General features: G+C 64.7%; 20 protein-coding genes. 11 read left to right on the top strand and 9 right to left on the bottom strand.

The window, feature by feature from the left end:
* Positions 1 to 12: 12 nt before the first annotated feature.
* The 4 genes from QZ613_RS18980 (at position 13) to QZ613_RS18965 (ending at position 3,007) form a co-directional block, all read left to right on the top strand.
* Entirely contained in the window at positions 13 to 1,443 is a 1,431-nt protein-coding gene (locus QZ613_RS18980) for a chloride channel protein (RefSeq protein WP_291866343.1), read from the top strand.
* The gene (locus tag QZ613_RS18975; RefSeq protein WP_291983594.1) at positions 1,440 to 2,069 is read left to right on the top strand and encodes an OmpA family protein; all 630 of its coding nucleotides are present in this window, start codon (positions 1,440 to 1,442) and stop codon (positions 2,067 to 2,069) included. Before QZ613_RS18980 ends, QZ613_RS18975 begins: the two co-directional genes overlap by 4 nt.
* 67 nt (positions 2,070 to 2,136) lie before the next feature.
* Positions 2,137 to 2,553, top strand: coding sequence for a hypothetical protein (locus QZ613_RS18970; protein WP_043566310.1), 417 nt, complete (start codon positions 2,137 to 2,139; stop codon positions 2,551 to 2,553).
* 178 nt (positions 2,554 to 2,731) lie between these two features.
* Positions 2,732 to 3,007, top strand: a complete 276-nt coding sequence (locus QZ613_RS18965) for a hypothetical protein (RefSeq protein WP_043566307.1) — start codon at positions 2,732 to 2,734, stop codon at positions 3,005 to 3,007.
* 408 nt (positions 3,008 to 3,415) lie between these two features.
* Here QZ613_RS18965 and QZ613_RS18960 read toward each other — a convergent pair whose 3' ends face one another.
* A complete protein-coding gene (locus tag QZ613_RS18960) occupies positions 3,416 to 5,959 on the bottom strand; it encodes an arylsulfatase (RefSeq protein WP_291983592.1) in 2,544 nt (847 codons plus the stop codon).
* A 230-nt stretch (positions 5,960 to 6,189) separates the two neighbouring features.
* Between QZ613_RS18960 and QZ613_RS18955 the strand changes: the two genes are divergently transcribed.
* From QZ613_RS18955 to QZ613_RS18935, 5 genes are all read left to right on the top strand, one after another.
* A complete protein-coding gene (locus QZ613_RS18955) occupies positions 6,190 to 7,272 on the top strand; it encodes an efflux RND transporter periplasmic adaptor subunit (protein WP_043566303.1) in 1,083 nt (360 codons plus the stop codon).
* Positions 7,269 to 10,481, top strand: a complete 3,213-nt coding sequence (locus QZ613_RS18950) for an efflux RND transporter permease subunit (protein ID WP_291983590.1) — start codon at positions 7,269 to 7,271, stop codon at positions 10,479 to 10,481. The genes QZ613_RS18955 and QZ613_RS18950 overlap by 4 nt, the downstream gene beginning before the upstream one ends.
* Positions 10,482 to 10,974: 493 nt before the next feature.
* Positions 10,975 to 11,706 (top strand): aquaporin Z, encoded by a 732-nt coding sequence (gene aqpZ / locus QZ613_RS18945; RefSeq protein ID WP_043566301.1) that lies wholly within the window; start codon positions 10,975 to 10,977, stop codon positions 11,704 to 11,706.
* A 295-nt stretch (positions 11,707 to 12,001) separates the two neighbouring features.
* Positions 12,002 to 13,072, top strand: coding sequence for an alkene reductase (locus QZ613_RS18940; protein WP_291983587.1), 1,071 nt, complete (start codon positions 12,002 to 12,004; stop codon positions 13,070 to 13,072).
* A 97-nt stretch (positions 13,073 to 13,169) separates the two neighbouring features.
* On the top strand, positions 13,170 to 14,369 hold the full coding sequence (locus QZ613_RS18935) for an NnrS family protein (RefSeq protein ID WP_291983586.1): 1,200 nt from the start codon (positions 13,170 to 13,172) through the stop codon (positions 14,367 to 14,369).
* 284 nt (positions 14,370 to 14,653) lie between these two features.
* Here the strand turns inward: QZ613_RS18935 and QZ613_RS18930 are convergent, their stop codons facing one another.
* From QZ613_RS18930 to QZ613_RS18910, 5 genes are all read right to left on the bottom strand, one after another.
* The gene (locus QZ613_RS18930) at positions 14,654 to 15,100 is read right to left on the bottom strand and encodes an SRPBCC family protein (protein ID WP_043567766.1); all 447 of its coding nucleotides are present in this window, start codon (positions 15,098 to 15,100) and stop codon (positions 14,654 to 14,656) included.
* A gap of 163 nt (positions 15,101 to 15,263) precedes the next feature.
* Positions 15,264 to 15,665 (bottom strand): nuclear transport factor 2 family protein, encoded by a 402-nt coding sequence (locus tag QZ613_RS18925; protein ID WP_291983583.1) that lies wholly within the window; start codon positions 15,663 to 15,665, stop codon positions 15,264 to 15,266.
* 371 nt (positions 15,666 to 16,036) lie between these two features.
* Positions 16,037 to 17,554 carry a DUF1254 domain-containing protein gene (locus QZ613_RS18920; protein WP_291903990.1) on the bottom strand — a complete coding sequence of 506 codons (1,518 nt, stop codon included), beginning with the start codon at positions 17,552 to 17,554 and terminating at the stop codon, positions 16,037 to 16,039.
* Between the two features lie 720 nt (positions 17,555 to 18,274).
* The gene (locus QZ613_RS18915; RefSeq protein WP_291904000.1) at positions 18,275 to 18,652 is read right to left on the bottom strand and encodes a type II toxin-antitoxin system VapC family toxin; all 378 of its coding nucleotides are present in this window, start codon (positions 18,650 to 18,652) and stop codon (positions 18,275 to 18,277) included.
* Positions 18,652 to 18,897 carry a type II toxin-antitoxin system prevent-host-death family antitoxin gene (locus QZ613_RS18910; RefSeq protein ID WP_291903991.1) on the bottom strand — a complete coding sequence of 82 codons (246 nt, stop codon included), beginning with the start codon at positions 18,895 to 18,897 and terminating at the stop codon, positions 18,652 to 18,654. The genes QZ613_RS18915 and QZ613_RS18910 overlap by 1 nt, the downstream gene beginning before the upstream one ends.
* A gap of 1,174 nt (positions 18,898 to 20,071) precedes the next feature.
* Here QZ613_RS18910 and QZ613_RS18905 point away from each other — a divergent pair.
* Together QZ613_RS18905 and QZ613_RS18900 are read left to right on the top strand one after the other, a co-directional pair.
* Positions 20,072 to 20,974, top strand: coding sequence for an ROK family protein (locus tag QZ613_RS18905; RefSeq protein WP_043567752.1), 903 nt, complete (start codon positions 20,072 to 20,074; stop codon positions 20,972 to 20,974).
* A complete protein-coding gene (locus tag QZ613_RS18900; protein ID WP_291983580.1) occupies positions 20,971 to 21,669 on the top strand; it encodes an MOSC domain-containing protein in 699 nt (232 codons plus the stop codon). The genes QZ613_RS18905 and QZ613_RS18900 overlap by 4 nt, the downstream gene beginning before the upstream one ends.
* Positions 21,670 to 21,694: 25 nt before the next feature.
* On the opposite strand, the gene QZ613_RS18895 is transcribed toward QZ613_RS18900, so the two are convergent.
* The 3 genes from QZ613_RS18895 to QZ613_RS18885 all read right to left on the bottom strand — a co-directional run bounded on the left by QZ613_RS18895 (position 21,695) and on the right by QZ613_RS18885 (position 26,933).
* Positions 21,695 to 22,927 (bottom strand): hypothetical protein, encoded by a 1,233-nt coding sequence (locus QZ613_RS18895; RefSeq protein WP_291983578.1) that lies wholly within the window; start codon positions 22,925 to 22,927, stop codon positions 21,695 to 21,697.
* Between the two features lie 104 nt (positions 22,928 to 23,031).
* Positions 23,032 to 24,573, bottom strand: coding sequence for an exopolyphosphatase (locus tag QZ613_RS18890; protein ID WP_366144476.1), 1,542 nt, complete (start codon positions 24,571 to 24,573; stop codon positions 23,032 to 23,034).
* A 341-nt stretch (positions 24,574 to 24,914) separates the two neighbouring features.
* Positions 24,915 to 26,933, bottom strand: a complete 2,019-nt coding sequence (locus QZ613_RS18885; protein WP_291983576.1) for a primosomal protein N' — start codon at positions 26,931 to 26,933, stop codon at positions 24,915 to 24,917.
* Positions 26,934 to 26,940: the final 7 nt, after the last annotated feature.

Raw genomic sequence — 26,940 nt, 5'->3', positions numbered from 1 at the left:
CACACCGACAGAATGCCCATGAAAAACCTGAACCCACTCCGCGGCAGGCTCAGCACCTTCAGGTGGCGTACCCGTTTGACCCTGTGGGGGGCGGCAGCGTGTGCCGGCCTGGCGGTGGTCGCTTTCACGCGCCTTGCCGACGTTGCGCTGAGGACATTTTTCGACCTCTACAACTACCATCCCGGCTTGCCATTTCCCTGGATGCCGTTCGTCACTGCGCCGGTGGCCGGAATGGCCGCGGTGTGGCTGACGCGGCGCTTCTTCCCGGGAGGACAGGGCAGCGGCATTCCGCAGGTGATCGCCGCAACGCATCTGGCCGCGCGCGGCGAATCGGTCAGCGGCCTGGTTTCGCTGCGCATCGCCTTGGGCAAGGTCCTCGTCGGATCGATGGCGCTCCTCGGTGGATTTTCCGCCGGTCGAGAGGGACCGTCGGTACAGGTCGCAGCGTCGATACTGCACTTCGCGCATCGTTTCCTGCCACACTCGCGGGCAATTTCCCCCGCCGATCTGATTCTCGCCGGTGGCGCCGCGGGAATCGCTGCGGCCTTCAACACGCCGCTCGCCGGAATCGTCTTCGCCGTCGAGGAACTGGGCAAACGCCTGGAGGCGAAGACCACCGGGATCCTCGTCGGCACGATCATCCTCTCGGGCCTGGTGGCCATCGCCATAGAGGGGAACTACTATCACTTCGGGCGCATGAAAATCGCGCAGTTCAACGAAATCGTCGGCCCGGTGGTCTTCTATGGCATGGCCTGCGGGCTGCTCGGCGGGGTTTTCAGTCGGCTGCTGCTCTGGCCGCAGCAACACCCCAACTTCGTCCTCTGGCGCTGGCGCACCGCGCGTCCGGTGCTTTTTGCCGGCGGCTGCGGGCTGGTCATTGCGCTGGTCGGCTGGCTTGGCGGCGGCCTGTCGTTCGGAAGTGGCTACTCGGTGACCTCGTCGCTGATTTCCAGCGACGCCTTGTCGGCGCCCTGGCACGCTCCCGTCACCCGCTTCGTGGCGACCGTGGTCACCTACTTTTCCGGCATCCCCGGCGGCATCTTCGCCCCCTGCCTGGCCGTCGGCGCGGCTCTTGGTGCGAGTACCAGCGGTATCCTCGGCTTCGGCGCGGACGCGGTACCGATCACCGCGCTGTGCATGGCGGCCTTTCTGGCCGCAGTTACGCAATCGCCGATAACCGCGGCGATCATCGTCATGGAAATGATCGATGGCCACGAGATGGTGATCAGCCTGATGGCCGTCACCCTGATCGCCAAGGCCGTCAGCGGACGGGTCAGCCCGGAGCTCTATCAGCAGCTGGCTCTGGGCTTCGTCGCCCAGCAGCGCGCGCAGACGGCAGCGGCGAAGGCGCGCGAAGAAGAGCAGACGGCAGCGCTCCAGACACCGCCAGAGACGGACCCGCAAACAGCCCCCGCGGGCCCAGAGGAGACGAAGAGCAAGTGATTGCCCGGATAATTTGCCCCCCGACGCCGGGTCTTGCCGCCCATGCGCCACTGGCGCGCCAACCCGCTGGCGCCAGCCCGCAAGTGTCCGGGAACCCGGGAGCGCTCGCTTTCCGGTCGCCTGGCCGGCGTTGCGCCAGCGTTCTGGCCATTGCCTTGTCCCTGTCCGGATGCGGCGCCCTGCCGTGGCAGTCGCAAGAAGAAAGCAAAGCGCAGAGTCCCGCCCCGCCGGCGATGACGGCGCAGGAAAAGACCGCTGCAACACTCGAGCAAAAGGTGATCGCCGCCGCCAACCAGGTGGAAAACAACATCTACTTCTCGCTCGGCGGGGTGACGGTGAGCAGCCGCGAAAGAGCGAAGCTGCAGCAGCATGCCGCCTACCTGAAGGAGAACCCGGAGACGTCGGTGACCTTGATCGGCTTCACCGACGACCTCGGCAGTCGCAGCTACAACGTCGCCATCGCCGAACAGCGGGTGGCGGCGGTGAGGAAGCTGCTGCGCGCTTACCGGGTCCCTGGCGGCCAGATTCGTCGCTACAGCGTCGGCAGCGAGAAAACACCAAAGACCTGCAAGACGGAAGAGTGCAGACGGAAGATGCGCCGGGTGGAATTGCGCTATGCGGAGTGAGCACGACGCGAGTCCGGCAAGCCGCCCGGCTTGACCTCCTTGAACACCGTTGGCTGGCAAGCCGGCGATGACCTGGGATAACGCTTCGCCGTCGCCGGCGACGGATCGCGGGATACGCATCGCCTTGATCTTCGCCCTCGCTGCCGAGCGCCTGTCGGTCTATTACGAGCACGATCAATGGCTGAAGGAAGGCCAGGGCGCGAGCCTCGCCGCGGACTGGCTGGCGCGCTCGAAACGTCGCCTGCCGCTCGACGAGCGACGGCAGCTGTCGGCCTTGAGCGAGCAACTGGCGCGGCAGATCGCCGACACGCTGTCGCGCGAAGCGGCACTGCACACCGCACATGAGATGATGGAAGCACTCGACCCCAACTACGAGTCAGAGATCGGGCGCGCGCTGATGGTGGAGTGCGAGCGGCTACTGGATGGCGCCGTCGCCGAGCAGGCTGCGGCGAAAGGGGAGGTGAGGCTGGCCCCGGATCCGTGAGCTCGGCAGTATTCCTGAGCGCTATCGCGATGGTCGTGCTTTCCAGCCAAGGACGCTTGGATTACCCTTGCAAGAGGCAATTCCGGCGGCAACCCGCTGCGCTACGCCCAGTCAATCGGCGATCAAGCCGCCGCCAGGCGCGAGCCTTCGTCGTCGCAGGACTATCAGGAGGTCTGACATGAAAGCTATTTTCGCGTTGCTGGCGTTTTCTTTTTCGAGCGTCGCTTCTGCCGCGTGCTACATCATCTATTCGCCGTCGAATGAGGTGGTCTGGCAGGGGGACAGCCCACCGGTGGCAATGAATACCCTGGCGATCGACAACGAAGTGCAGAAGAAGGTGCGCAAAGGGCACATGGTGATCCTGATCGATTCCAAGGCGCCTTGTCCGGCGATAGATTTCACGACGCCGAGAAAAACGATGCGGCAAAAGGCTGAAGAGATGAAGAACAGCTGAGCCAGCGACCTGCTCCGGCGGCTCTCGCCGGAGAGCCAATGCCGCGTTCATTCGCGACAGCTGCCGCAGGGTTTCGACAGATAAAGTTTCTTCAGCGCCTGCTGGCCGGCAGCGACCTCGTAGTCGCCTGTAAGCGCAGCTTGGGCATGGTGGTGATGCCCAGCGCGACGCGCCCCGGCTCTGCCCGGATCGAAGCTACGGCAGGGTGCTGGCGCTGGCCGAAGCGAGCGCCAGCATGGCGCCGCCGGCACGCGCAGCAAGCCACGCACATGGGATTTTTCAAAGGCGTACGCACTCCGTTGGCAGCGGACTGCCGGGCCGTTCCCGGTGGAGCGGCCCCACTCGTCAGCGATATCAGGTGGCGGCGTGCGCCTTGGGCTGCGCACACCCCGCCAACCCCCCGCCGCGCTATTGCGGCCCCGGTTGCACGTGCGTCAGCGGCTTGCCGTCGAGCGCCTCGGCCTGCGCACCTTCCAGCTTCTTGACTTCTTCAGGTGACAACGCCGGCCGATCGATCTTGATCGTCAGTTTGTTCAGCTTCGCGGTCAGCGGAAATGGCGGCTTGTAGTCGGCGTCGTTCACGCCGGTGAGGGTGTCCGAGCCGATGTCGAAGCTCTCGTCCCACTGCAGGATCATCGGCAGGGTGCGCTCCATCTTGATCGTCTGCACGTCCTTGCCGTCGACCTTGAGCGTGCCGGTACCGGGTCGGCCGAGGCCGCTCATGTTGTTGAACGCCAGCGTGCCGAGGCCCAGGCCCTCGTACTTGAAGTCGAACTCCAGCGTGTGCTTGCCTGGCGTCAGAGCTTCCGGGCCCTCCCATTTCACCCGCTTCAGATCGATCAGGTTCCACAGGAATACCGGCTTGCCCTTCAGCAGGTAGAAACCGTAGCCGGCGAAGCGCCCGCCCGAAGTCAGGATCATGCCTTCGGCGCCGCCTTGCGGTACGTCGATGTCGGCGGTAATCGTGTACGACGCGTTCAACAGGAACGGTGAGTCGCCCTGCGGCAGGCCGACCATCGGCCGCGTATAGACGAACTCGCTGCGCCCGGCGGTGATGTTCGGGCGCGGTGCGACGACGCGCGCCGCCACCGAGGCATCCAGCGGCAGGACCTGGTACTTCTTCGCCTCCGCGAGGAATTTCGCACGCAGTTCCTTGACCTTCTGCGGGTGCTGCGCAGCAATGTCGTCGGACTGCGAGAAGTCCTTGTTCAGGTCGTAAAGCTGGAAGATCTGGTTGTTAAGCGGATCCGTGTTGGCGACGCCGAATGCCTGCCACGGCGCACGATTGACTTTCGTGCTCAGCAGCCAGCCGTCTTCGTAAAGCGCCCACTGGCCCATCATCTCGAAGTACTGCGTCTTGTGCTTCGACGCTGCCTTGGCGTTCTTCGCATCGAAGGTGTAGGCAAAGCTGGTGCCCTCGATCGGCGCCTGCTTGATGCCATCCACCACTTCAGGCGCGTGAATCCCGGCAGCCTCGAGGATCGTCGGCATGACGTCGATCACGTGAACGAACTGCTCGCGCAGGCCCCCCTTGTCCTTGATGCGCGCCGGCCACGACACGACCATGTTCTGGTTGATGCCGCCGAGCCTGGATGCGTTCTGCTTGAACCAGTCGAAGGGTGTGTCGAAGGCCCACGACCAGCCGGCCGACATGTGGTTGTAGGTCAGCTCGGTGCCCCAGACGTCGTACCACTTCATCTGCACATCGACAGGCAGCTCGCTGACGCCATTGAAGAATGCGACCTCGTTGGGCGTACCCAGCGGACCACCCTCCGCACTGGTGCCGTTGTCGCCATTGATGTAGATGATCAGCGTGTTGTCAAGCTTGCCCAGGTCCTCGAAGGACTTGATCACGCGGCCGATCTCGTGGTCGTTGTAGGCGGCGTAGGCAGCGAAGATCTCGACCTGGCGGACAAACAGCTTCTTCTCCTCGGCGCTGAGCTGGTCCCACGGCTTGAGTACTTCGTTGGGCCAGGGCGTCAGCCTGGCGTCCTTGGGCACGACGCCCAGCTTCTTCTGGTTTTCAAAGATCGTCTCGCGCAGCTTGTTGTAGCCGTCGTCGAAGAGGTGCATCGCCCTGATCTTCTCCACCCACTCCTTGGTCGGGTGGTGCGGCGCGTGCGTGGCGCCCGGCGCGTACTTGATGAAGATCGGCTTGCTGGGATCGGTCTGATGAATCCGCGTCATCCAGTCGATGGCCTCGTCCGCCATGCCGGTGATCAGATTCCAGCCCGGCTTGCCTTCGAAGGGATAGATCTGCGTCGTGTTGCGGAACAGGTTCGGCTGCCACTGATTGGCGTCGCCGCCGACGAAACCGTAGAAATACTCGAAGCCCATGCCCGTCGGCCACTGATCGAATGGCCCGACCTGGCTGGCGGCAAAGGCCGGCGTGTTGTGGTCCTTGCCAAACCATGACGTGGAGTAGCCGTTGTCGAGCAGGATCCGCCCGATCGTCGCCTTGTCCTTGCCGATGATGCTGTTGTAACCCGGGAAACCCGTGGACTGCTCGGAGATGACGCCGAAACCGGCCGAGTGGTGGTTGCGCCCGGTGATCAGCGCGGCGCGTGTCGGCGAGCACAGCGCGGTCGAGAAGACGCGGTTGTAGCGCAGGCCCTCACTGGCGAGGCGGTCCATCGTCGGCGTCGGGATGACGCCGCCGAAGGTGCTCGGAACGCCGAAGCCGGCGTCGTCGGTGATGATCAGCAAGACGTTGGGCGCACCCTTCGGGGGCACAATCCGCGGCGCCCACCAGGCTTTCGACTGCAGCGCATCGTTCTTGATCACGCCGCCAAACTTCGGGTCGGGTGCCGGCAACTGCTTGCCGCTGATGCTGGTGGTGGCGTCGGGCGAACCCAGGGTGCCGGTGACCTGCTGCGCCGTCGCCGGGGCGGCGACCAACAGGGCGGAGACGAGCAGGCAAAGTACATTGCTCAGGCAGCGAATCTTGCGCATGGTTTTCTCCTGCGTAACGGGACAGCCGGCAATATAACAAGACTGACGGTCATCTGTCTTGCATCCCGGATACTCCGGCCGGCATTGCCCGTTAGAAAAAGCGGCCCGCGCCGGACTGCACCCCAGGCGAACGTCGCGCGGCGGCTGCGGTCAGTCAAGCTGACTGCTACTATGCAACGGCTGATCCACGCCGCATACCGATACCAACCTCGCCAACCGACGGAAGCCCCATGCGAAGCGCCACCGATCTGCCCCTTCTCCTTGCCGGCGTGGCCCTGCTCTGCGCGGCGGCCCTGGCCGCTGAGCCGCCGCCAGCCGGGGTGATCGTCGCCCCGGTACGCCAGGTCCAGTTCGCCGACACCATCGAGGCGCTGGGCACGGTCGCCGCCGTGGAATCCGTCGCCTTGACGGCGACGGTCACGGAAACCGTCGGCGCCATTCACTTCGACGACGGTGATCGGGTCGAGAAGGGTCAGCTACTCGCCGAGTTGAGCAGCCGCGAAGAACACGCCCAGCTCGACGAGGCGCGCGCCACGGTCAGCGAGGCGCTGCGCCAGTATCAGCGCTTCCAGTCACTGGCGGCCAGGGGCACGGCGGCCAGGTCACTGCTCGACGAGCGCCAGCGCGACTGGGAGACGGCGCGCGCCCGACTCGCGGCCATCGAATCGCGACTCGCCGACCGGCTGATCAAGGCGCCGTTCGCCGGTGTCGTCGGCCTGCGCGACCTGAGCGTCGGCGCGCTGGTCGAGCCCGGCGACCTGATCACGACCCTCGACGACGACAGTACCGTCAAGCTCGAGCTGCCGGTTTCCGCCACTTATCTCCAGCAGCTCCGCCCCGGGTTGGAGGTGCTTGCCAGCAGCCGGGCGTTTCCCGGGCGCAGCTTCAGCGGCACGGTGAAGGCGGTGAACAGCCGTATCGATCCGGTCACCCGTTCCATCCGCGTGCGCGCCACGCTGCCCAACCCCGAGCACCTGCTCAGACCCGGCATGCTGATGCAGGTCGTCGTGCAGCAGGAGCCACGCACGACGCTGGTCATCCCGGAGGAGTCGCTCCTGCCACTCGCCGAGCGGCAGTACGTCTTTGTCGTCGGCGCTGACAGCAGGGTCGACAGGCGCGAAGTGCAGATTGGCGGGCGTCGTCCCGGCCTGGTCGAGGTGGACAAGGGTCTCGCGGCCAACGAGCAGGTGGTCACCCACGGTCACCTGCAGTTGCGTCCCGGCCAGGCGGTCAGGGTTCTGGCCATCGATGATGGCAGCCGCAGCCTTCCCGAATTGTTGCGCACGCTTCCCGGCGGGGTCGGCAGCCCATGATCCTCTCCGACGTGTCGGTCACCCGGCCGGTGTTTGCCTCGGTGATGTCCCTGCTGCTCATCGCCTTCGGCCTGCTCTCGTTCGACCGCCTGCCGCTGCGTGAATACCCGGACATCGATCCGCCGATCGTCACCGTCGATACCGGCTACCCGGGCGCCGCGGCCAACGTCGTCGAAAACCGCGTCACCAAGCTGATCGAGGAGCGCATTTCGGGAATCGAGGGAATCCGCTTCATTGCTTCGAGCAGCGAGGATGGGCGCTCGCGCATCACGCTGGAATTCGCCGTCGGTCGCGATATCGACGCCGCCGCCAACGACATCCGCGACCGCGTCTCGGCGATCGTCGACGACCTGCCCGACGAGGCCGAACCGCCGGACATCCAGAAGCAGGACAGCAACGAAGACGTGATCATGTGGCTCAACCTGGCCGGCGACGGGATGAACATCCCGCAGCTGACCGACTACGCCAGGCGCTACCTGATGGACCGCTTTTCGGTCCTCGACGGCGTCGCCCGGGTGCGCGTCGGCGGTGGCCAGGAGTACGCAATGCGCATCTGGCTCGACCGCCGCGAGCTGGCGGCACGCAAGCTCACCGTCGCCGACGTCGAGGCCGCCCTGCGTGCCGAGAACCTGGAGCTGCCGGCGGGCAGCATCGACTCCGAGAATCGTCAGTTTACGGTGCGCACGCAGCGCACCTTCCTGACCGCGCAGGACTTTGCCCAGCTGGTGCTGGCCCGCAGCGACGACGGTTACCTGGTCCGCCTCGCCGACGTCGCGCGTGTCGTTCGCGGCACCACCGAAGACCGGCTGTTCTTCCGCGGCAACGGCGTGCCGATGGTCGGCATCGGCATCACCAAGCAGTCGACGGCCAATACCCTGGCTGTGGCCAAGGCGGCGAAGGCAGAAATGGTGCGCATCAACAGCAGCCTGCCGCCGGGAATGGCGATCAAGCAGAGCTACGACAGCTCGGTCTTCGTCGAAGGCGCCATCCACGAGGTCTACAAGACGCTGTTCATCGCCATCGCCATGGTCGTCGGCGTGATCCTGCTCTTCCTCGGCAGCCTGCGCGCCATGCTGGTGCCGGCAGTGACCGTGCCGGTCTCGCTGGTGGCGACTTTCATGGTCCTGCTGGCGCTCGACTTCTCGCTCAACATTCTCACCCTGCTGGCGCTGGTGCTGGCCATCGGCCTGGTCGTCGACGACGCCATCGTGGTCATCGAGAACATTCACCGGCGCATGCAGGAATATGGTGAAACGCGCCTCGTGGCCGCCTACCGCGGCACCCGCCAGGTGGGTTTCGCGGTCATCGCCACCACCGTCGTGCTGGTGGCCGTGTTCGTGCCGATTGCCTTCCTGCAGGGCAACATCGGCCGCCTGTTTTCCGAGTTTTCGCTGACCATGGCCGCGGCGGTCTGTTTCTCGAGCTTCGTTGCGCTGTCGCTGTCGCCGATGCTGGCGTCGAAGATCCTGCCGCAGGACGCCGGCCACTCGCGTCTGTCGGGGGTCGTCGATCGCCTGTTCGGCAGGGTGCGCAACGGCTATCACACTCTGCTGCAGGGCGCTCTCGGACACAGCTGGGTGATTGGTCTGCTCTTTGTCGCCCTGCTCGGAAGCTCGGTGTGGCTCTACCGCAACATCCCCGACGAGTACGCGCCGCGTGAAGACCGTGGCGTTTTCTACGTCATGGTCAGCGGTCCGGAAGGAAGCTCGTATCCGTACATCGCCGCGTACATGACCGAGATCGAGCAGCGCCTGATGCCGTTGGTGGAAAATGGCGAGATTTCGCGCATGCTGGTGCGTGCACCGCGCGCCTTCGGCAATTTCGAGATCTTCAATACCGGCATCGTTATCAACGTGCTCAGCGACTGGGCGCAGCGACGCTCGGCGTGGGAGATCATGGAAGACGTCCGCCTGCGTCTCCAGGATCTGCCCGGGGTGCGCGCTTTTCCGGTGATGCGTCAGGGCTTCGGGTCGCGTATCCAGAAGCCGGTGCAGTTCGTCATCGGCGGCGGTACCTATGAACAGCTCGCGCAATGGCGCGACACCCTGGTCGACAAGATCAACGCCAACAATCCCGGCCTGGTCGGGCTGGACTGGGACTACAAGGAAACCAAGCCGCAATTGCGCGTGGTGATCGACTACGACCGCGCGGCCGAACTCGGCGTCAGCGTCGGCAGCATCGGGCGCACGCTGGAAACCGTTCTCGGCTCGCGGAAGGTGACCACCTATATCGACGCCGGCGAAGAGTACGACGTGATCCTGAAAGGCGAGCGCAGCACGCAGCGTACGCCGGCCAGCCTGGAGAACATCCACGTCCGCTCGGCGCGCACGCAGGCGCTGATACCGCTCGCCAACCTGGTGCGGCTCGAGGAATTCGCCGATTCGATACAGCTCAACCGCTACAACCGGGTGCGCGCGATCACCCTCGAGGCCAACCTCGCCGACGGCGTGGCGCTGGGCGACGCCCTGCGCAGCCTCGAACAACTGACCAGGGAAAGCCTGCCCAGCGAGGTGATCATCGACTACAAGGGCCAGTCGGAGGACTTCAAGTCCACCGGCGGTGCGATCGTGTTCGCCTTCGTGCTCGGCGTCGTCGTCGTCTTCCTGGTCCTCGCCGCGCAGTTCGAGAGCTGGATACATCCCTTCGTGATCATGCTCACCGTGCCGCTGGCGATGGCCGGAGCACTCTTCGGGCTGTACGTTTCCGGCCAGACGCTCAACCTCTACAGCCAGATCGGCCTGATCATGCTCGTCGGACTCGCGGCCAAGAACGGCATCCTGATCGTCGAATTCGCCAACCAGCTGCGCGACGCCGGCAGGCCGTTTCGCGAAGCGCTCGTCGAAGCCTCCGAAATCCGCCTGCGACCGATCATCATGACCGGCGTGACGACCGCCGCCGGCGCCATCCCGCTCTTGTTTTCTTCCGGCGCCGGCACCGAAACGCGCACGGTAATCGGCACCGTCGTCCTCTGCGGCATCCTCTCGGCGACCCTGTTCACCCTCTTCGTCGTCCCCGTCGCCTACGACCTGTTGGCCAGGCACACCGGCTCGCCAGGGCGCGTCCGCCGGCAACTGGAAAAGGAACTGGCGGCGAGCGATGAGCCGGCATGCGCAGTGGCGAACCCGGAGACGAAGTCGGGACGAGAGATTTCAGGACTCATGCTACCGGGGCGTACGGACAACTCCCCGGGCGGGACTTCAACCCGCTAGACTTACTGCTGTTACTGCGAACGGTCAGGTCTTGACTATTGCCCAAGACAGGGGGAAGACCTGACGCCAAAAGGACGTTTGGTGGCTAACCAATCCTTCCGCTAAATCGGCGCGAAAATCCACGCAGTTCAGCAGTCCAGTGAATGCGGATGCCAGGCATCGAAAATGGCGAATCGAGCACAAGTCTAGGATGGCCAGGGGGTGGGTGTGCGGAACGTGGTGGCGACATTCCTGAAGCGCCATTTAATCCGGAACGACGGCATCACGCAGTTCAATGACGCAATAGGGTCGGCATTCTGGCGGTGCAACTCGGTGCTCGAAAATGCCGAAGCCTGATAAAATCGGGGCCGTGCAATCAGGCGCCGTCAGGCGGAAGCACGCAAGGCACGGCGACGAGAAGAGCGCATCTCACGTATCCTGAAACGGCTTTGGGAGCAGGATTTTGGCCTGCTCCTCGTTTCAGCTGTAACCCTTGACGAGGAGACTTTCGCAAATGCCTTTATTTCAACGCTCCCTGGCCGAACTAATCGGCACCTTTTGGCTGGTCTTGGGCGGCTGCGGCAGTGCCGTTCTGGCCGCCGTGTTTCTGCACCCCGAGGCCGGCAACCTGGGCATCGCCTTCGCCGGCGTAGCACTGGCCTTCGGCCTGACCGTTCTGACCATGGCCTACGCCATTGGCCATATCTCCGGCTGCCATCTCAACCCGGCGGTCTCGGTCGGGCTGGCGGTAGGCGGCCGCTTCAGCTTTGGCGACCTGCCCGCCTACATTATCGCCCAGGTTCTCGGTGCCATCGCCGCAGCCTTTGTCCTGCTGATCATCGCTGGCGGCCACGAGGGTTTCACCCTGGCTGCCAATAGCCTAGCGGTCAACGGCTACGGCGACCTGTCGCCCGGCAAGTACACCATGATGGCGGCCTTGGTGACCGAGGTGGTCATGACCGCCATGTTCCTGATCATCATCCTGGGCGCAACCGACAAGGCTGCCTCTGCTGGTTTCGGCGGGCTGGCCATCGGCCTCGGGCTGACCCTGATCCACCTGATCTCCATCCCGGTGACCAACACCTCGGTTAATCCCGCCCGCAGCACGGGACCGGCGCTGGTTCTGTTCCTGAACGGCCAGCCGGCTGCCCTGGGTCAGGTCTGGCTGTTCTGGGTTGCCCCGATTGTCGGCGCCGTGATCGGCGCCCTCCTCTACGGCCTGATATCCGCCGGCCGCAAGGTCTGATCGGCCTCACGTCAAGGACCTCCGGCAAGGATTCGTCGAAGGTCCTGCGGCGGGTCCTCTTGCGAGCAACAGCGTGGTTCCACGGACACACGGGTCGACGCTGCAAAATGCCTAGAACCAGTGCAAAGTAGCCGACCGACGGACGCCATCTTGCAGACCAGCAATTGGCCATGCGTCTCTCAGCGCACGGGCGGAAGCGAAGACCCACGCCGTGGCGAGGAACAACGCGCCATCACCAGACGCCGGCCGCCTTCGGCTAAGATGCCGGCTTCGCAACGCAACCAGAAAGCCGGCAATGAGCAAACTCTTCAGCCCACTCGCGCTGGGCGCGATCACGGTCCCGAATCGTATTTTCATGGCGCCGCTGACGCGCTGCCGTGCGGACGCCGGGCATGTGCCGACCGCGCTGATGGCGCAGTACTACGCGCAACGCGCGAGCGGCGGACTGGTCATCGCCGAAGCGACGATGGCCATGGCCGGCAACTCGGCGTTCTGGAGGGAACCCGGCATCCACTCGCCGGAACAGGTCGCCGGATGGAAGCTCACCACCGACGCCGTACACGCCGCCGGCGGCCGGATCTTTCTCCAGATTTGGCATGGCGGGCGCGCCTGCCATCCGCTGCTCAATGATGGCATCCAGCCGGTCGCCCCGAGCGCGATTGCCATCACCGGCGACCATGTACAGACGCCGGAGGGCAAGAAGCCTTACGTGCTGCCGCGCGAACTGCGCAACGACGAGCTGCCGGCCATCGTCGCCGGTTTCCGGGCGGCGGCCGTGAATGCCCGGGCCGCGGGCTTCGATGGCGTCGAAGTGCACGGCGCCAACGGCTACCTGCTCGACGAATTCCTGCGCGACGGGGCGAACAGGCGCGTCGGTCCCTACGGTGGCTCGTTCGAGAATCGCGCGCGGCTGCTCCTCGAGGTCGTCGCCGCGGTCAGCGAGGTCTGGGGCAGCGATCGCGTCGGCCTGCGCCTATCGCCGCTGAACAGCTACAACAGCATGGTCGACAGCGATCCGATCGCTCTTGCCAGCTGGCTTGCCGGGCGACTCAACGACTTCAACCTGGCCTATCTGCACCTGATGCGCAGCGACTTCTTCCAGAAGCAGAGCGGCGACGTGGTGACCCCGGTGCGGACGAACTACAGGGGCGTCCTGATCGGCAACATGGGCTACACGCCCGATGAGGCGGAGAAAGCCGTTGCTGCCGGCAAGGTCGACGCCGTCGCCTTCGGGACGAGCTTCCTGGCCAACCCCGATCTGCCGCAGCGGATCAGGAGCGGCGCCGCACTGAACAAGCCCGACCCGGCCACCTTCTATTCGCCGGGCGCAAAAGGCTATACCGACTACCCGAGCCTGAACGCCTGAGCGGTGGCTCGCGCGAAGGTCGCCCGGCAGATGCCCGGCTTGCCGAGCGCAGCGTTCGCCAGGCGCCGTTGCCGACTTTTCGAAGATGAGTATCGCCATGCCCAAACCGCTCACTATTGCCGAATCCGAGCCGCCCACCGACGCGCCGGCCGCAGCATTCGCCCTCTGGGCGCTCGGCTTCCGGCCATTCTATCTGCTCGCCAGCGTCTTCGCCGCACTGTCGATTCCGCTGTGGGTGGCTCAGTACGCGGGCTATCTGCCGGCGGCTCTCGCGCACAGCCCGGCCTGGCACGGCCACGAAATGCTCTTCGGCTACACGCTGGCGGTGGTTGCCGGCTTCCTGTTCACGGCCGGTCGCAACTGGACCGGACAGCCAACGCCAACCAGCCACGCCCTGCTCGCCTTCGCCCTGCTCTGGGTCGCCGGGCGCGTCCTGATGCTGACGCCTTACGCGCTCGCGGCGGCGGTGGTCAACGCCGCTTTCCCGGTGGCCGTGGCCATCGCGCTGGCCGTCCCGCTGTGGAAGAGCCGCAACCAGCGCAATTACTTCTTCGTTCCCCTGCTCCTGCTGCTCGGCGCGGCGGTCCTGGCGCTGCACCTTTCCTGGCTCGGCATCCTGGCGTGGCCCGAACGCGCCAGTCTGCTGGCGGGGCTCGACATCGTCCTGTTCATCATCGCGGTAATGGGGGGGCGAGTGATCCCGATGTTCACCAACAACGGCATCCCCGGCACGCAAGCGAGCCGCCATCCGCTCGTCGAAAGGCTCGCCCTGGGAAGCGTTCTGCTCTTGCTGGCGGCGGACCTGGCGCAGGCGCCAGCGGCAGTGATCGCGGGCATCGCCCTGGTCGCCGCGCTGGCGCACGCCGCCCGGCTCTATCGCTGGCAACCGTGGCGGACGCTGCGCACGCCGCTGGTGTGGGTGCTGCACGCGGCCTACGCCTGGATCGTCGTCTACCTCCTGTTGCGCGCCTCGGCGGCACTCGGCCTGGTCGCCGAGCCCCTCGCGCTGCACGCACTGACCGTCGGCGCCATCGGCGGCATGACGCTCGGCATGATGACGCGCACCGCTCGCGGCCATACCGGCCGGCCGCTCGTCGCCGACCGCTACGAGGTCGCGGCTTACCTGCTGGTTCTGTGCGCCGCGCTGATCCGCGTCTTCGGCGGAATGATCGTTCCCGACGCCTATCCGGGCACGCTCATCGGCTCGGGAGTTTGCTGGTCGCTCGCTTTCGCCATCTACGCCATTCGCTACTGGCCGCTGCTGTCACGGGCAAGGATCGACGGCAAGCCCGGCTAGCGCCGCGTTGCACGCCGTATGGAAGCCGAGAATTCCAGCGACGGCATCGTTTCGAGCGGCTATCCAGCTCGCTGAAAGTGTCGTCGTAGATGCAGCGCACCCGCAAGCATGTCATTGCGAGGAGGCGACGCCTCCTCGCAATGACGGTGGCTGGGGAATGGTTGCCCGGATTTGGCGACGACGGCAGCGGGATCGAGCGGGCGAAGGCCAGCCGCCAGCCACCACACGGCGTTCACGCGGCTGTCAGGGCCGTTGAAGGTCTCCTCAAGAACGCAGCACCACGGTCACTCGCGGATTTCCGGCTCGACGAGTCTGGCGAGCGACTCGAGCGAATCCTGCCAGCCCAGGTAACACATCTCCACGGGGATGACTTCGGGAATTCCCTCCTGCACGATATGCAGCTCGCTGCCACACGACACCGCCCTGAGCGAGACCGTTACCTGCAGGACGCCCGCCAGGTTCGGATCCTCGAAGCTGTCGGTGTAGCGGATCAGTTCATTGGGGATGAGTTCGAGGTACTCGCCGCCGAAGGAGTGGATCTGCTCGCTGGCAAAGTTGGTGAACGACATTCTGAACGTGCCACCGACCCTGGCCTCCATATGGTGCACGGTGCACGTGAATCCGTTCGGGGGAATCCACTTGGCCATCGCCATGGGATCGAGGAAGGCGCGGTAGACGCGCTCCGGCGGCGCGCGCAAGATGCGGTGAAAACGAACGGTACTGGTAGCCATGGCTGCTTCTCTCCTTGCTTGTCGGTCGTAAGTGGTCATGCATCGCTGGGTTCCGACGTTGTCTCTCGACTGCTCCTGGTGCGCAAGGTGCAGCCAGCCTCGGCAAACGCTGTGGCGCGTAACGTCTGGACGGGCGAATCAAAAAGCCGCCCCCCGCGTTCGATCAGCTCCCGCGAAGGGCGACCCAGTGTTCGTGCGTATCTGTCTTGTGACAGAACTTCGTCACCTGTCCGTCGCTGTCAAAGTGCCAGATGTGAACTTCGTCTTCTTCGACGACTTCCTTGCCGGTCGCCTTGACCACAAACACGATGTCGTTGAGGGCAACGACAATGTTGCCGGATTCGAGCAGGGTCTTGGGCTGGAACTTCCGGAGATCCAGGCCACCCAGCGCCTGAAAGAACTTCGGCACCTCATTTCGCCCATGCCGCGGCACAAGCCAGGGGATTCCGGCGTCTTGCTTGTCGTATTCCCAAATCACATCCTCGCGCAAGTGACTCAGGATGGTCGGAACGTCGCCGCTGGCGAACGCTGTGTAGATCTCTCGAACTCTGGCAATATTGCTCACGGCAGGCTCTCCTTCCTGGTCAACCGTCTGACTGCTGCTGAGACCGATTCTGCTGGCGAAGGTTTGCGGCAAGCGTCAACGCCGGCATTGCGTCTACCGCCGCGATCACCGTCGCTGTGGGGATTGTAGGGCGACACCGCCCGAGGTCAATCTTTTTTGCGCAGTGCAGAAACGCAAGCCCTCTGAACGAGCCGAACAGTAAATATCAGGGCCCCAGGCCAGCAATTGTTGGCATAATCCGAGCCACGTTCACCCACAGGAGGGGTCGGTCCATGGTCAGGAATCGTCTTGTAGCCAGGGAAGCGGTCATTCACAGGCGAGACGAGAAAATGGGCGCCGAAGCGCCCGCTGAAAATACTGCTGCAAGGCGATTAGCGCACCAACTCAATCTCGCCCGGCTTCCACGTCTTGTCAAACCACGACTCAAGAGGGCCATACAGTCGCAGGATCATGAACCAGCCCTTTCCGGGAATGGTCTGCACCCAATTACCTTCCTTTCCGGCCGGAGCCTTGGGGCCAAAATAGACATCGACCGAGCCATCCTTGTTGACGACCATATCCTTGTTCTGGCTACTGACACTAGGGAAGCGCTGGTCGGTCTGGACCATCGAGCGCGTCTGGTTGTCATAAACGATGACTGACCAGAAGTCTTTGACTGGAATATTCGGCGGCAAATGCAGCCTGTAGTTTTTCCCACCATCAAACGGGTTGCCGGCGGCATCCTGTGCGGACCAAGGATACTGCGAACCTTTGCCGACCATCTTCTCCGCCATGGCAGGTGTGACGCCGGTGGCGAAATAGTAAAAGAAGGCTGCTCCATCCAAATTGGCCACACCGGGTGAAACCTCGAACTTATAGCCGCCAAAGAAGGGCAGACGCCACGGGCTGTTCGGATAGAAGAAGGCTTCTTTTTCGCGCATCCTGAAAGCAATCGCCCGCGCGGTTACAGCGCCGATATTCGCGGCGTCCGTCAGAATCTTCTTCATTCGATCATCGGGACTGAAGGGCTTGCCTTTTTCGATACCGATGGCGGCAAACAGACCAAGCGTGGTGGAATCACTTCCCTCACTGGGTTCCTCCTGAATGACTTCGTTCAGCAGACCCCAGAAGGCGTAGTCGCCGGGCGGGACAAAGTTCGCGGGAATGCCGGAGGCATTGACGAACTTGACCTCTGGAGGATTGGCCGCATCGGAAAGCTGATAGATTTTCAGATGCTTCTTGGCCGACTCGACGCCGGGTTTGGTCGAGCCATCGACGAGAAAGGAGCGAAACGGCATCCACGTGCCATAGGTACTCGGCCGCACAACGAAATACCCCTTGGGTACTTCGCCTTTGTAGCCCGGCGGCAGGATCAGGTATTTGCCACCCTTGCCCTTGTCGGGACCCGTGATGCCGACGTCGGCAACCCAGCGATACCAGAAGTCATCAACGAGCCCCAGGACCATGGGCGGAATCTCCACGACCAGCGGCCCTTTTTTCGTATCCAGCCAAATGAAGCTGTATACCGTGTTGTCGTTCGCCGTCAGTTCTACGGTTTTCGAATCGACGAGGTCTTCCCAGATCACATTTGTCTGGTTCGCTGGTCCAAATTGGCGGAGCGTGGCACGCATGCCGGCCTGGTTCACTATCGGGATGGCCAGCAGGTAAGCCTGCAGCGCTCGCGAGGCATCCAGGTTGTCATAGACTTTCTGCGTGGTCGCGTCATCGGGATAGCCATAGTTCAGGTTTAGAGTACCGATGGATGTTTCGATCTTGTCCGGCACCATAACGCCAGGCGCGATGGGGGTTGTCATCTTCATTTGCTGTGGGCTTGCTGCGTAGCTGGTGGTTGCCCACAACACACACGGTAGTGCTGCCGCGAGAAGGCATTTTGTGAAGCCGGTTTTCATTTCCTTTCCTTTCGTCTGAGATTCCTTCTTTCTTTCTTAGGGATCAGCGGCTGGAGTAGATAAACCCGTGGCGCTGACTGATCATTGCCGGTGTCTCAACTTCGGGGCCGCCTTAGCGACCCCGGATTACCGCTTTGAGCGGCTTACAAACCAAAGGCCCCGGCTTTGCCAGAGGATGCTTACTCGGCTTTTTTTGACTTAAAAACGGAGGGGTTTTTCGAGTGAATGTGCTGCCTGTCCATGTTCATCTAGATAGAAGGTCACAGTGTTACCGCCCGCCGTGGACGGACGGACGAGGGTATCGTCGGCAGTGAATTCCTCAACAGTCCAAACATCAGGTCTGTGCGAGGACATTGGCTCTAGTTTCCCCTCAGGAGAGGTTCTCCATTGAAGAACTAGATACACGTCCTGATTGCTGAAGTTCCACGGAGATTTCTCCACCAAAGATTTGTTTAGCATATCGCGCCTTGCTTCGTCAGCAAGTCCATACGGGGGGAATGAAGCAACTACACCCACAATTGACATCAGCGCAACCATCAATCTTTTCATACCCCGATCTTATTAATGCTTGTATATATCGAATGATACGCGAGCACGGGGCATGCGCGCAGGGTCAGGCCTCCGCTCGTGACTGCCCGACCATGGTCGTCACGCCCGGAGGTGCAGGTCAAGGCGAGTGCCCGTTGGGGGCCAAGTCTTGCAGGCGCCGACGGCCGGCGGTCAAGCCTTCTCCACCTCGTCCAGTTCCAATTCCAGTATTGCCGAATCGCGGGTCAGCAACGTCAGTCGCTCGTCTTTCGCCTGCGCGACAAGCAATCGATCGAATGGGTCGGCGTGCGCGCAGCTCAGGCTGCGCACGGCTTCGATGTGGCGCGGGAGGATCGGCAGCAAGACAAAGCCCTGCGCTTCGAGTTGTTCGCCAATGGCGCCCTGCGCTAAGGGCAGCTTGCCTTTGGCGTTTTTCAACACCATTTCCCACACGCTGGCCGTGCTGACCGTGATGTCGGATCGTGCGATGAGGGCTCGTGTGGTCTCGCCCAGACGCTCGTCGCCCGTCATCCACCAATAGATCAGATGGGTGTCGAGCAGGTAGCGCATCACGATATACCGCCACCGGTGAGTTCGTCGGCGATGGCGGCATTGGTCGCAGGCGCATCCCAATCCGCCTCAGCCGGGGGCAAGGCAGCCCACGCGCCGGGCTGGCGCGCAACCTCCGGCGCGCCGACCTTCACCAGCCTGACGACCGGGACGCCGTTGTTGGCAATGACGACGTCCTCACCCGCCAGCGCTGCCTGTACCAGTTTCGATAGCTGGTTCTTGGCCTCGAGCATGTTGACTTGCATTGTGACTTCCTTCCAGAACGACCCCGGATAGCTGCAGTTTAGCTCTGCTTGGCCAGGTTAGCCAAGTGCGATCCCTTTCCGGATCGCAAAGCCACGTCCGCCGAGTTCGTCGCGCGATATGCCGCTCTGCAACGGAACCCATGTTTCGTCCGGCTCGCGGAGTTTCGCCGATGCCAGTCCGCCGCGTGGGGCGAGTGCTATGCAGCCGTCGATTGGTGGGGTCGGCTACCTCGATGGATCGCTTCGTTCGGCGGGATCCAGGGTGACCCGTCGGCGGGCCAGTCCCTGCTCGAGTGATCGTTGCACCTTGGTGAAACCCCTCGGGCTTCACTATGAGGCCGCCTGGCGTCAGCACGGATAGGGTGATGGAGCTTACCCGCAACGGCGGCAAGGCTCTTTTCCACCCTGCCCCCATCGGCCGGCAGCAGTACCCCGGCGCTGACTACGTCCGCCCGTACTTCCCATCCGTTTACAGACTTCGCCGCATCGATGCCCTTTACAACGGTATTCGAGAGCTGCTCCAGCCCGGCCTTGCCACGCGTCTCGAGCGCCACCTGAACGGCCCGGTCGGCCGCGGTCATCGGTGCGAACTGTGCGCTACCAAAGAGCACCCGCCCCTTCGCCGTGATGTCACTTAGCCAGCGCGATCTCGCTCGGCCGCCAATTCTGCGTGAAGAATGGTTCGAGCGGACTAAGCAGGGGCAGCATGGGGAAGAATCGCTTGTTGGACCTCGTCTGGATCCGCTTGCCGCACTCGGGTTGCGTCGGACCGAAGCCTATCATCGTCGAACTATCGGCGGCCGGAGACGGAGAGCGCTGGCTGTCGGCGCGCGGCTAGTGCAGTGTTGCCCGCCGTGTGGAGCTGATGAACTCCAGCCAGGTCAACGATCGTGCGCCGTTTGCAGGTCTGCTCTGCTGAAACATTGCGAGGAGGCGCAGCCGACGCGCCAATCCAGAGATTTAGCGCGGCGCATTGGCGATGCGGCGGAAAGGCCGTGAGAGAATGGCACTGGACTACCGCGTCGGCTACGCCTCCTCGCAATGACGGTGGGTGCGGGACGGGCGCCGGATTCCCCGCAGCTTTAAGCTTCTTAAAGTCTCGTCAAGAAGGCAACACTACACTCGCTGCGTAGCTAGTGGTGATGGTGTGACTACCAAGTCTCGTTTATACAGCATGTTAAGGATTGGGATAGACCTTGGCGGCAGCAAGATTGAACTGATCGCGCTCGACGGCGCGGGCGGGGTCTTGCTGCGGCGGCGCTGTCCGACGCCGCAGGGCGATTACCACGGTACGCTGCGGGCGGTCGGCGAGCTGGTCGAGACGGCGGAAAGCGAGCTTGGCCAGAGCGGCAGCGTCGGCATCGGCGTGCCCGGCGCCGAATCGACCCTTGACGGGCGGATCAAGAACGCCAACTCGACCTGCCTGATCGGCGAGGCGTTGCGCGAGGATCTGCAGGCGCTGCTGCAACGCGAAATTCGCCTGGCCAACGACGCCAACTGCTTTGCCCTTTCGGAAGCCATCGACGGCGCCGGCGAGGGGGCAGAGGTGGTCTTCGGCGTGATTCTCGGCACTGGCGTCGGCGGCGGCATCGTCGTCAGGCAAGGCGTTCTCGCTGGCGCCAACCGCATTGCCGGCGAATGGGGGCATAACCCCTTGCCCCTTTTGGAAGAGGAAAGCCGGTCGCCGGCGCGCTGCTACTGCGGGCGACTCGGCTGCGTCGAAACCTGGCTGTCGGGTCCGGCGCTGTGCGCCGATCACCTGCGCCATGGCGGCCAGGCACTCGCCGCCGAGCAGGTCTGCGCCGCGGCCGCGGCCGGCGACCCGGCCTGCGAGCAGACGCTGGCGCGCTACGAGCGGCGCCTGGCCAAGGCCCTGGCGCAGGTGGTCAATATTCTCGATCCACAGGTCATCGTGCTCGGTGGCGGACTGTCGAATATCGAGCGCCTTTATGACAGCGTGCCGCGACTCTGGGCGGCGCACGTCTTCTCCGACGTCATTCGCACGCGGCTGTTGCGCAACGTGCATGGCGACTCTTCCGGCGTCCGTGGCGCCGCCTGGCTATGGAGCGAGAATTGAGCGAGATCGTGCTGTTCAGCGGTGGTTTGACGAGAATCGACGAACACGGGCAGTCGACCGGGATCTTCAAGACGCCGGTCGCCGGCCCGGTCGAGCTCGGCTTCGAGGGCCTCGCCGGCGATGTCCAGGCCGACCGTCGCGTCCATGGCGGGCCGGAGAAAGCACTCCATCAGTACGCCGTCGACAACTATCGGCGCCTGGCCGAGCAGCTGCCGGAAATCGCCGCGCAACTGGTCGTCGGCAGCATCGGCGAGAACGTTTCCGCCGCCGCTGTCGATGAAAGCACGGTTTTCATCGGCGACGTCTTCAGTCTCGGCCGCGCCAGGGTTCAGGTCAGCCAGCCACGCAGCCCGTGCTGGAAAATCGACCACCGCTACGGCCACGCGGGCGTCGCGCGGCTGATCTCCGAGACCGGCCTGACCGGCTGGTACTACCGCGTCCTCGAAGAAGCCAGGATCGGCACGGGCGACCGCCTCGAACTGATCGAACGTCTGCCGGGCGCCGTCTCGCTCGCCGAGCTGTGGCAGGTGTGGCGCGAGCACCGGCCCGCCGCGGCGACCCTGCAGCGTTTGTCCGCGGCGCCCGGCTTGAACCCCGGCTGGCAGAAGAAGCTGCGTGATCGCCTGCACTGGCTGCGCAGCAACGGCAGCGGCGCACAGCCGGCCCGGCCACTGTTCCATGGCCGCCCACCCTGAGCACAGAAAACCGGCAGTCGGCGATTTAGCGATAGAAGGGCAAGGCTGCCACCCGCGCCTCGATGTCGGCGCCAAGTTGCCGGTAGGCCGCGTTGTCCGGGCCACCGTAAAGGCGCTCGAAGCGGGCTTCCGAGAGGTATTCCGGGAGACCGGCCAGCGACGGCGCCAGATCACTGTCGCGCAGCGGCCGGCTCATGGCCGCGTTGAAACGTTGGGGGTCGCCAGCCAGCAGTTCGCCGAAGCGCGTCCCGGCGCGATCGGCGGCGAGGTCGGCGAACGAGAAGCCACTCCCGCGCCGCGAATCGTCGATTTCCTTGTAGACGCCGATGGCGTTGGCCGCCGGTTCGCCGGCCCAGGCGGCCAGAGCGGCTGAAATGACGAAATGCTGCGCGCTGTCGTAGCGTCCGAGCAACTCCAGGTTCAGACGACGCGCACGGGGCCACTCGCCGGCTTGCGGAAAGAGCGTGTTGAGGCTTTTTCCGGACTCGTACGCGGCCAGCACGAGCAGCGCCGCCCGGCGCTGCTGTACGCCTTCTTCCCCGGCGGGGCCGGCGAGCAAGGGCAGCAGAACCTCGCTCAAGGGTACGCGGGCGTTTACCGGGTAGTGCATGAAGAGGTCGGCGAGTGCGCGCTGGGCGGCCTCGACTCGCCTGCTGTCGGCGGGTGTGAAAGCGAACGAGCGGGCGCGATCGAGAAGGCCTGGCTCCCAGACGTAGGCGACAGCGACGACGCCACGCGCGGGCACGAAGTCGAGGCGGCGAAACGCCTGCTGCAGGAGCTGCCAAGGCTCGCCAAGTCCGGCAAGCTCGATCACCGCGACGCTCAAGCACTCGACCAGGAGCCGCGGTAGGGGCAGCGACCCGAGGGTCGCGGAGGAGAGCTGCACTTGCCCGGCGTCGGACCGGAAGGCTGCGCGCAGATTCAGATAGCGAGCACCGGAAAGGCCGGGGAGCCGGAGAGGGACAGTGAGGCGGAATTCACCCGCCTGGTCGACCAGCGAAAAGGAGCCGCGCCCGTGCAGCCTGCGCGTCGCCAGATGATTGACGGCTTCGTCGACCAGCGCCACGGGAATCTGCGCCGTTCGTTGCTCGCCACGACGCAGTCGGCGCGGGTCGTTGCTGAGCAGAAGCCCGCGCGCTTCGCCGATCGCCGCTGGCGAAATGGTTTCGCCGCGGCTGACCAGAGGTACCGTTTGCAGGCCGGCAAGGAAAAGGACTGCCGCAACGAGGAGCGGCAGGAGGACGACGATGCGTATCACCGGCGCAGCGCGGCAAGTGTCTGCCGGCTGGCGCAGCGTCGCTCACTCAGCGGCGCGCGCGCACCCCTGCTGCCGCGCCCTGGCAGCGCTGCCAGGCTCGCCGTTCATGGTGTAGCAGGGGTGGCCGAAGGCAGCGGCGTCAGCGTACTGTCGGGGGTGCCCAGGCGAAACGCAAAGCCCGCCTTGCGCATCAGGTGCGCTTCGTTTTGCAGATCGGCACGGGTCAGCGGATGCTCTTCAAGCCAGCCGGGCGGGAAGCGTAGCTCGAGCTGGCGCCGCTCGACGCGCAGTCCGATCGTCGGCAGCGGGTCGCTCGTGCGGCTGCGGTGGAGGACCACCGCGAGGCGCAGGAGAACGCACAGCCGCGGCGCGGCGTCCTTCCACGCGCGCGGCAGGTGCGCGAAGGCGGTGCCGGGAAACGAGCGGCGGTGACGCCTGACCAGCGCCGAGAGCAGGAGTTGGTCGTCGCGCGAGTAGCCGGGCAGATCGGCGTGTTCGAGCACGTAGGCGCCGTGCTTGTGGTGCTGGTCGTGGGTCAGCAAGAGGCCGACTTCATGCAGGCGTGCGGCCCTTTCCAGGACATGCGCCGCCTCTTCGCCGCCAAGCCGCCATTTGCTGCGCACCTGGCGCAGCAGGGCGAGTGCCGTCGCGCTGACTCGCCGCGCCTGGGCTTCGTCAAGGTTGAAGCGCGTGATGACGTCGACGATCGTCCGGTCGCGCACGTCCTCGTGGCGTATGCGCCCCAGCAGGTCATAGATCAGGCCTTCGCGCAGGGCGCCTTCCGAGACCTCCAGCTGGTCGATGGCGAGCGCCTCGCAGAGCCCGTGCAGGACGACGAAGCCGCCGACGAAGACGCGCGCGCGTGCCGGGTCGAGTTGCCAGCGGCTGGCAATGGCCGTCGTGTCGCGCACCTCGAGCAACTCGCCGCGCAGACGGCGCAGCGCTTCGCGGGTGATTCCCTCGCGGCTCCAGCCCTCGCTGATCAGCACATCCTGGATTGCCTTGATCGAGCCGGAGGCGCCGGTGACCACTCCCCAACCGCGCGCCACATACTCCTGGCGGACCGGCTCGAGGGTCAGTTGCACGAGCAGTTCGGCCTCGCGCAGGCGGCTGGCGGTCACCCGCCCGTCGCCAAAACAGGCCCGGCTGAGGCTGACGCAACCCATCTTCAGGCTGGCCAGGTGAAGGGGATCGAATTTCTCGCCGATAATCAGCTCGGTGCTGCCACCGCCAATGTCGATCACCAGTCGCTGCCCGGAGACGTCGCCCACGCTGTGCGCCACGCCAAGATAGATCAGGCGCGCTTCTTCCTGACCACGGACGATTTCGACCTTGTGGCCGAGCACCTGTTCGGCGCGCGCGACGAACTCGGCACTGTTGCGTGCCTGGCGCAGGGTATTGGTACCGACGATGCGCAGTTGTTCGGGTGGGATGTCACGCAGCCTCTGGCCGAAGCGCGCGAGGCATTCGAGAGCCCGCTTCTGCGCTTCCTGCGAGAGACGGTTGCGCGCATCGAGACCGCCCGCCAACTGAACCATTTCGCGCAAGCGGTCATGGACCTGTACCTGCCCATTGGCCAGGCGGGCGACGATCATGTGAAAGCTGTTCGAACCAAGGTCGATCGCCGCTACAAATTCGGAAGACACGTCAGGACTCCTTGCCGCTACTTGAAAAGAGGGCGCACGCGGGACATTTTGGCGGCCTGCCCGCCTTGGCCAGGCCTGCTTCGCCATGACCGCAGCCAGCACAGCGTGACGTCCCTTGGCTTGGCGCCGGGAAACGGGCCTCGCCTGGCTCCTTGACCGCCCCGCCCGCTGGCGGCGGGCGCGGTGGGTGGCAGCGCGCAACCCATTCCCCGGCGAAGAAAAGATAGCGGAAGTGCTCCCTGTTCACCGTGACATGGCTCACGTTGCGGGATCCGCGACCGGCATGCAGAGAGAGTATCCCTGCCGCCGCGACCGTCGTCAATCGCTCGCCGCGGCCGATCTCAGAACTCGAGCGGATCGACCTCGAGGTGCCAGCGCAGGCGGGACGGCGCCTTGATCGCTTCGAGCTGCGGCAGCCAGTCGGCAAGAAAGCCTTGCAGCGCGCGCCGGGCGGGCGACTCGACGAGCAACTGGCCGCGTTCGAAGCTGGCACGCCGGGCGAGACGCATCGGCACCGGGTCGTAGAAGGTCACCGCATGCTGGCCTTCAACCGCCGGACAGTGGCGCGCGCTTTTCAGAAAGCCAAGCGCGTCGGCCATCAGCGGCGCTTCCGCACGCAGCATGGCCTGGTGCGCGTAGGGCGGGAAACCGGCCTGCTGGCGCTCGTCGAGCAGCTCGGCGGCGAAACCGGGGAAATCATGGCCGACCAGCGCAGTGTAGAGCGGATGCTCGGGAAACTGCGTCTGAATCAGGAACTCGCCCGGGTGTTCGGCGCGGCCGGCGCGGCCCGCGACCTGCATCAGCTGTGCGAAGAGGCGTTCGGGCGCGCGCCAGTCGGCGGCAAACAGCGCGGCGTCCGGAGCTATTGCGCCGACCAGGGTGAGCTTGGGGAAATCGTGCCCCTTGGCCAGCATCTGGGTGCCGACCAGAATATCGGCGTCACCGCTGTATATCCGTGCCACCAGGGCCTCCCACTGTTTGCGGCTACTCGCCGCGTCGCGGTCGACGCGCAGCACCCGGGCCTCTGGAAAACGCGCGGCGAGCACCGCTTCCAGACGCTGCGTACCGCGGCCGAAGGCGCTCAGGTCCTGGTTGCCACAGGTCGGGCAGGCTTTCGGCAGACGCGCTTCGAAGCCACAGTGGTGGCAACGCAGGCGGCGGTCGGCAAGATGCAGCACCAGGTTCGCGGCACAGCGATGGCAGTGCGAGGTCCAGCCGCAAGCGGCGCAGGCCAGCACCGGTGCGTAGCCACGGCGATTGAGAAAGAGCAGGCTCTGTTCGCCGCGCGCCAGGCGCTCCTCAATGGCGCGCAGGAGGGCGCTGCTGAGACCATCCTGTGGCTTGTCGAGGCGGGTGTCGATGCGCTGCACGGCGGGCAGGCGGGCACCTTCCACCGCCCGCTCACTCAGGGTCAGCAGGCGATAGCGGCCGCGGCCGGCGGCGGTGGCGTTGGCCCAGCTTTCGAGTGAAGGAGTCGCCGAACCGAGGACGATCTTGATGGCGCGCTGGCGGGCACGAAAGACGGCCAGGTCGCGCGCCGAATAGCGGATTCCGTCCTGCTGCTTGAACGAGGCGTCGTGCTCCTCGTCGACGACGATCAGGCCAAGCTCCGGCAAGGGAGTGAAGATGGCCAGGCGCGTACCCAGGACGATTCGCGCCTCGCCAGTGAGGGCCGCGCGCCAGTTCCGGCTGCGCGCGGCGTCGCCGAGTTCACTATGCAGGCTGACCAGGCCGGCAGCGGGGAAGCGCGCGGCGACGCGCGCTTCGAGCTGCGGCGTCAGGTTGATTTCCGGGACCAGCAGGAGGGATTGCTGTCCGTCGGCCAGGGCGCGCTCGATGAGGCGCAGGTAGATTTCGGTCTTGCCGCTGCCGGTGACGCCGTGCAGGAGGTAGGCGTGAAAGCCGTCGCCAGATTCGGCGATCGACGTCAGCACGACCTGCTGCTCGCCGGTCAGTTCTGGCGGCTTCGCCGCTGCCGCGGCGTTGGGCAGGACAGCACGCGACTTTCTGGCCTTGACTTGCTTGACGGCACGCAGTCCGGCCGGCACGGTCGACAGCATGACCTGGCCAAGCGGGACGTGATAGTAGTCGGCACAGAACTCGGCGAGGCGAAACCAGTCGGCAGGCAAAGGGGGCAAGTCGCGCAGGACGTCGCCAAGTGGCTTGAGTTGCGCCAGCGGAAGATCGCTCGCCACCGGCAGCTCGACGAGAATCCCGACTTTCTCATGGCGGCCGAAGGGCACGCGAACGCGGTAGCCGATGTCGCTCGCCGACAGCTGCTCGCCATCGGCGACGCGATAGTCGAAGAGACGACGAAGTGGAAGATCGAGCGCGACACGGGCGATCTGCGGCAAGAACATCAGGTCG

The sequence above is a fragment of the Candidatus Accumulibacter sp. ACC005 genome (assembly GCF_907163215.1).
Classification (GTDB): Bacteria; Pseudomonadota; Gammaproteobacteria; order Burkholderiales; family Rhodocyclaceae; genus Accumulibacter; species Accumulibacter regalis.
Note: the sequence above shows the minus strand (reverse complement) of the source record. Positions and strands in the feature narration are given on the sequence as shown.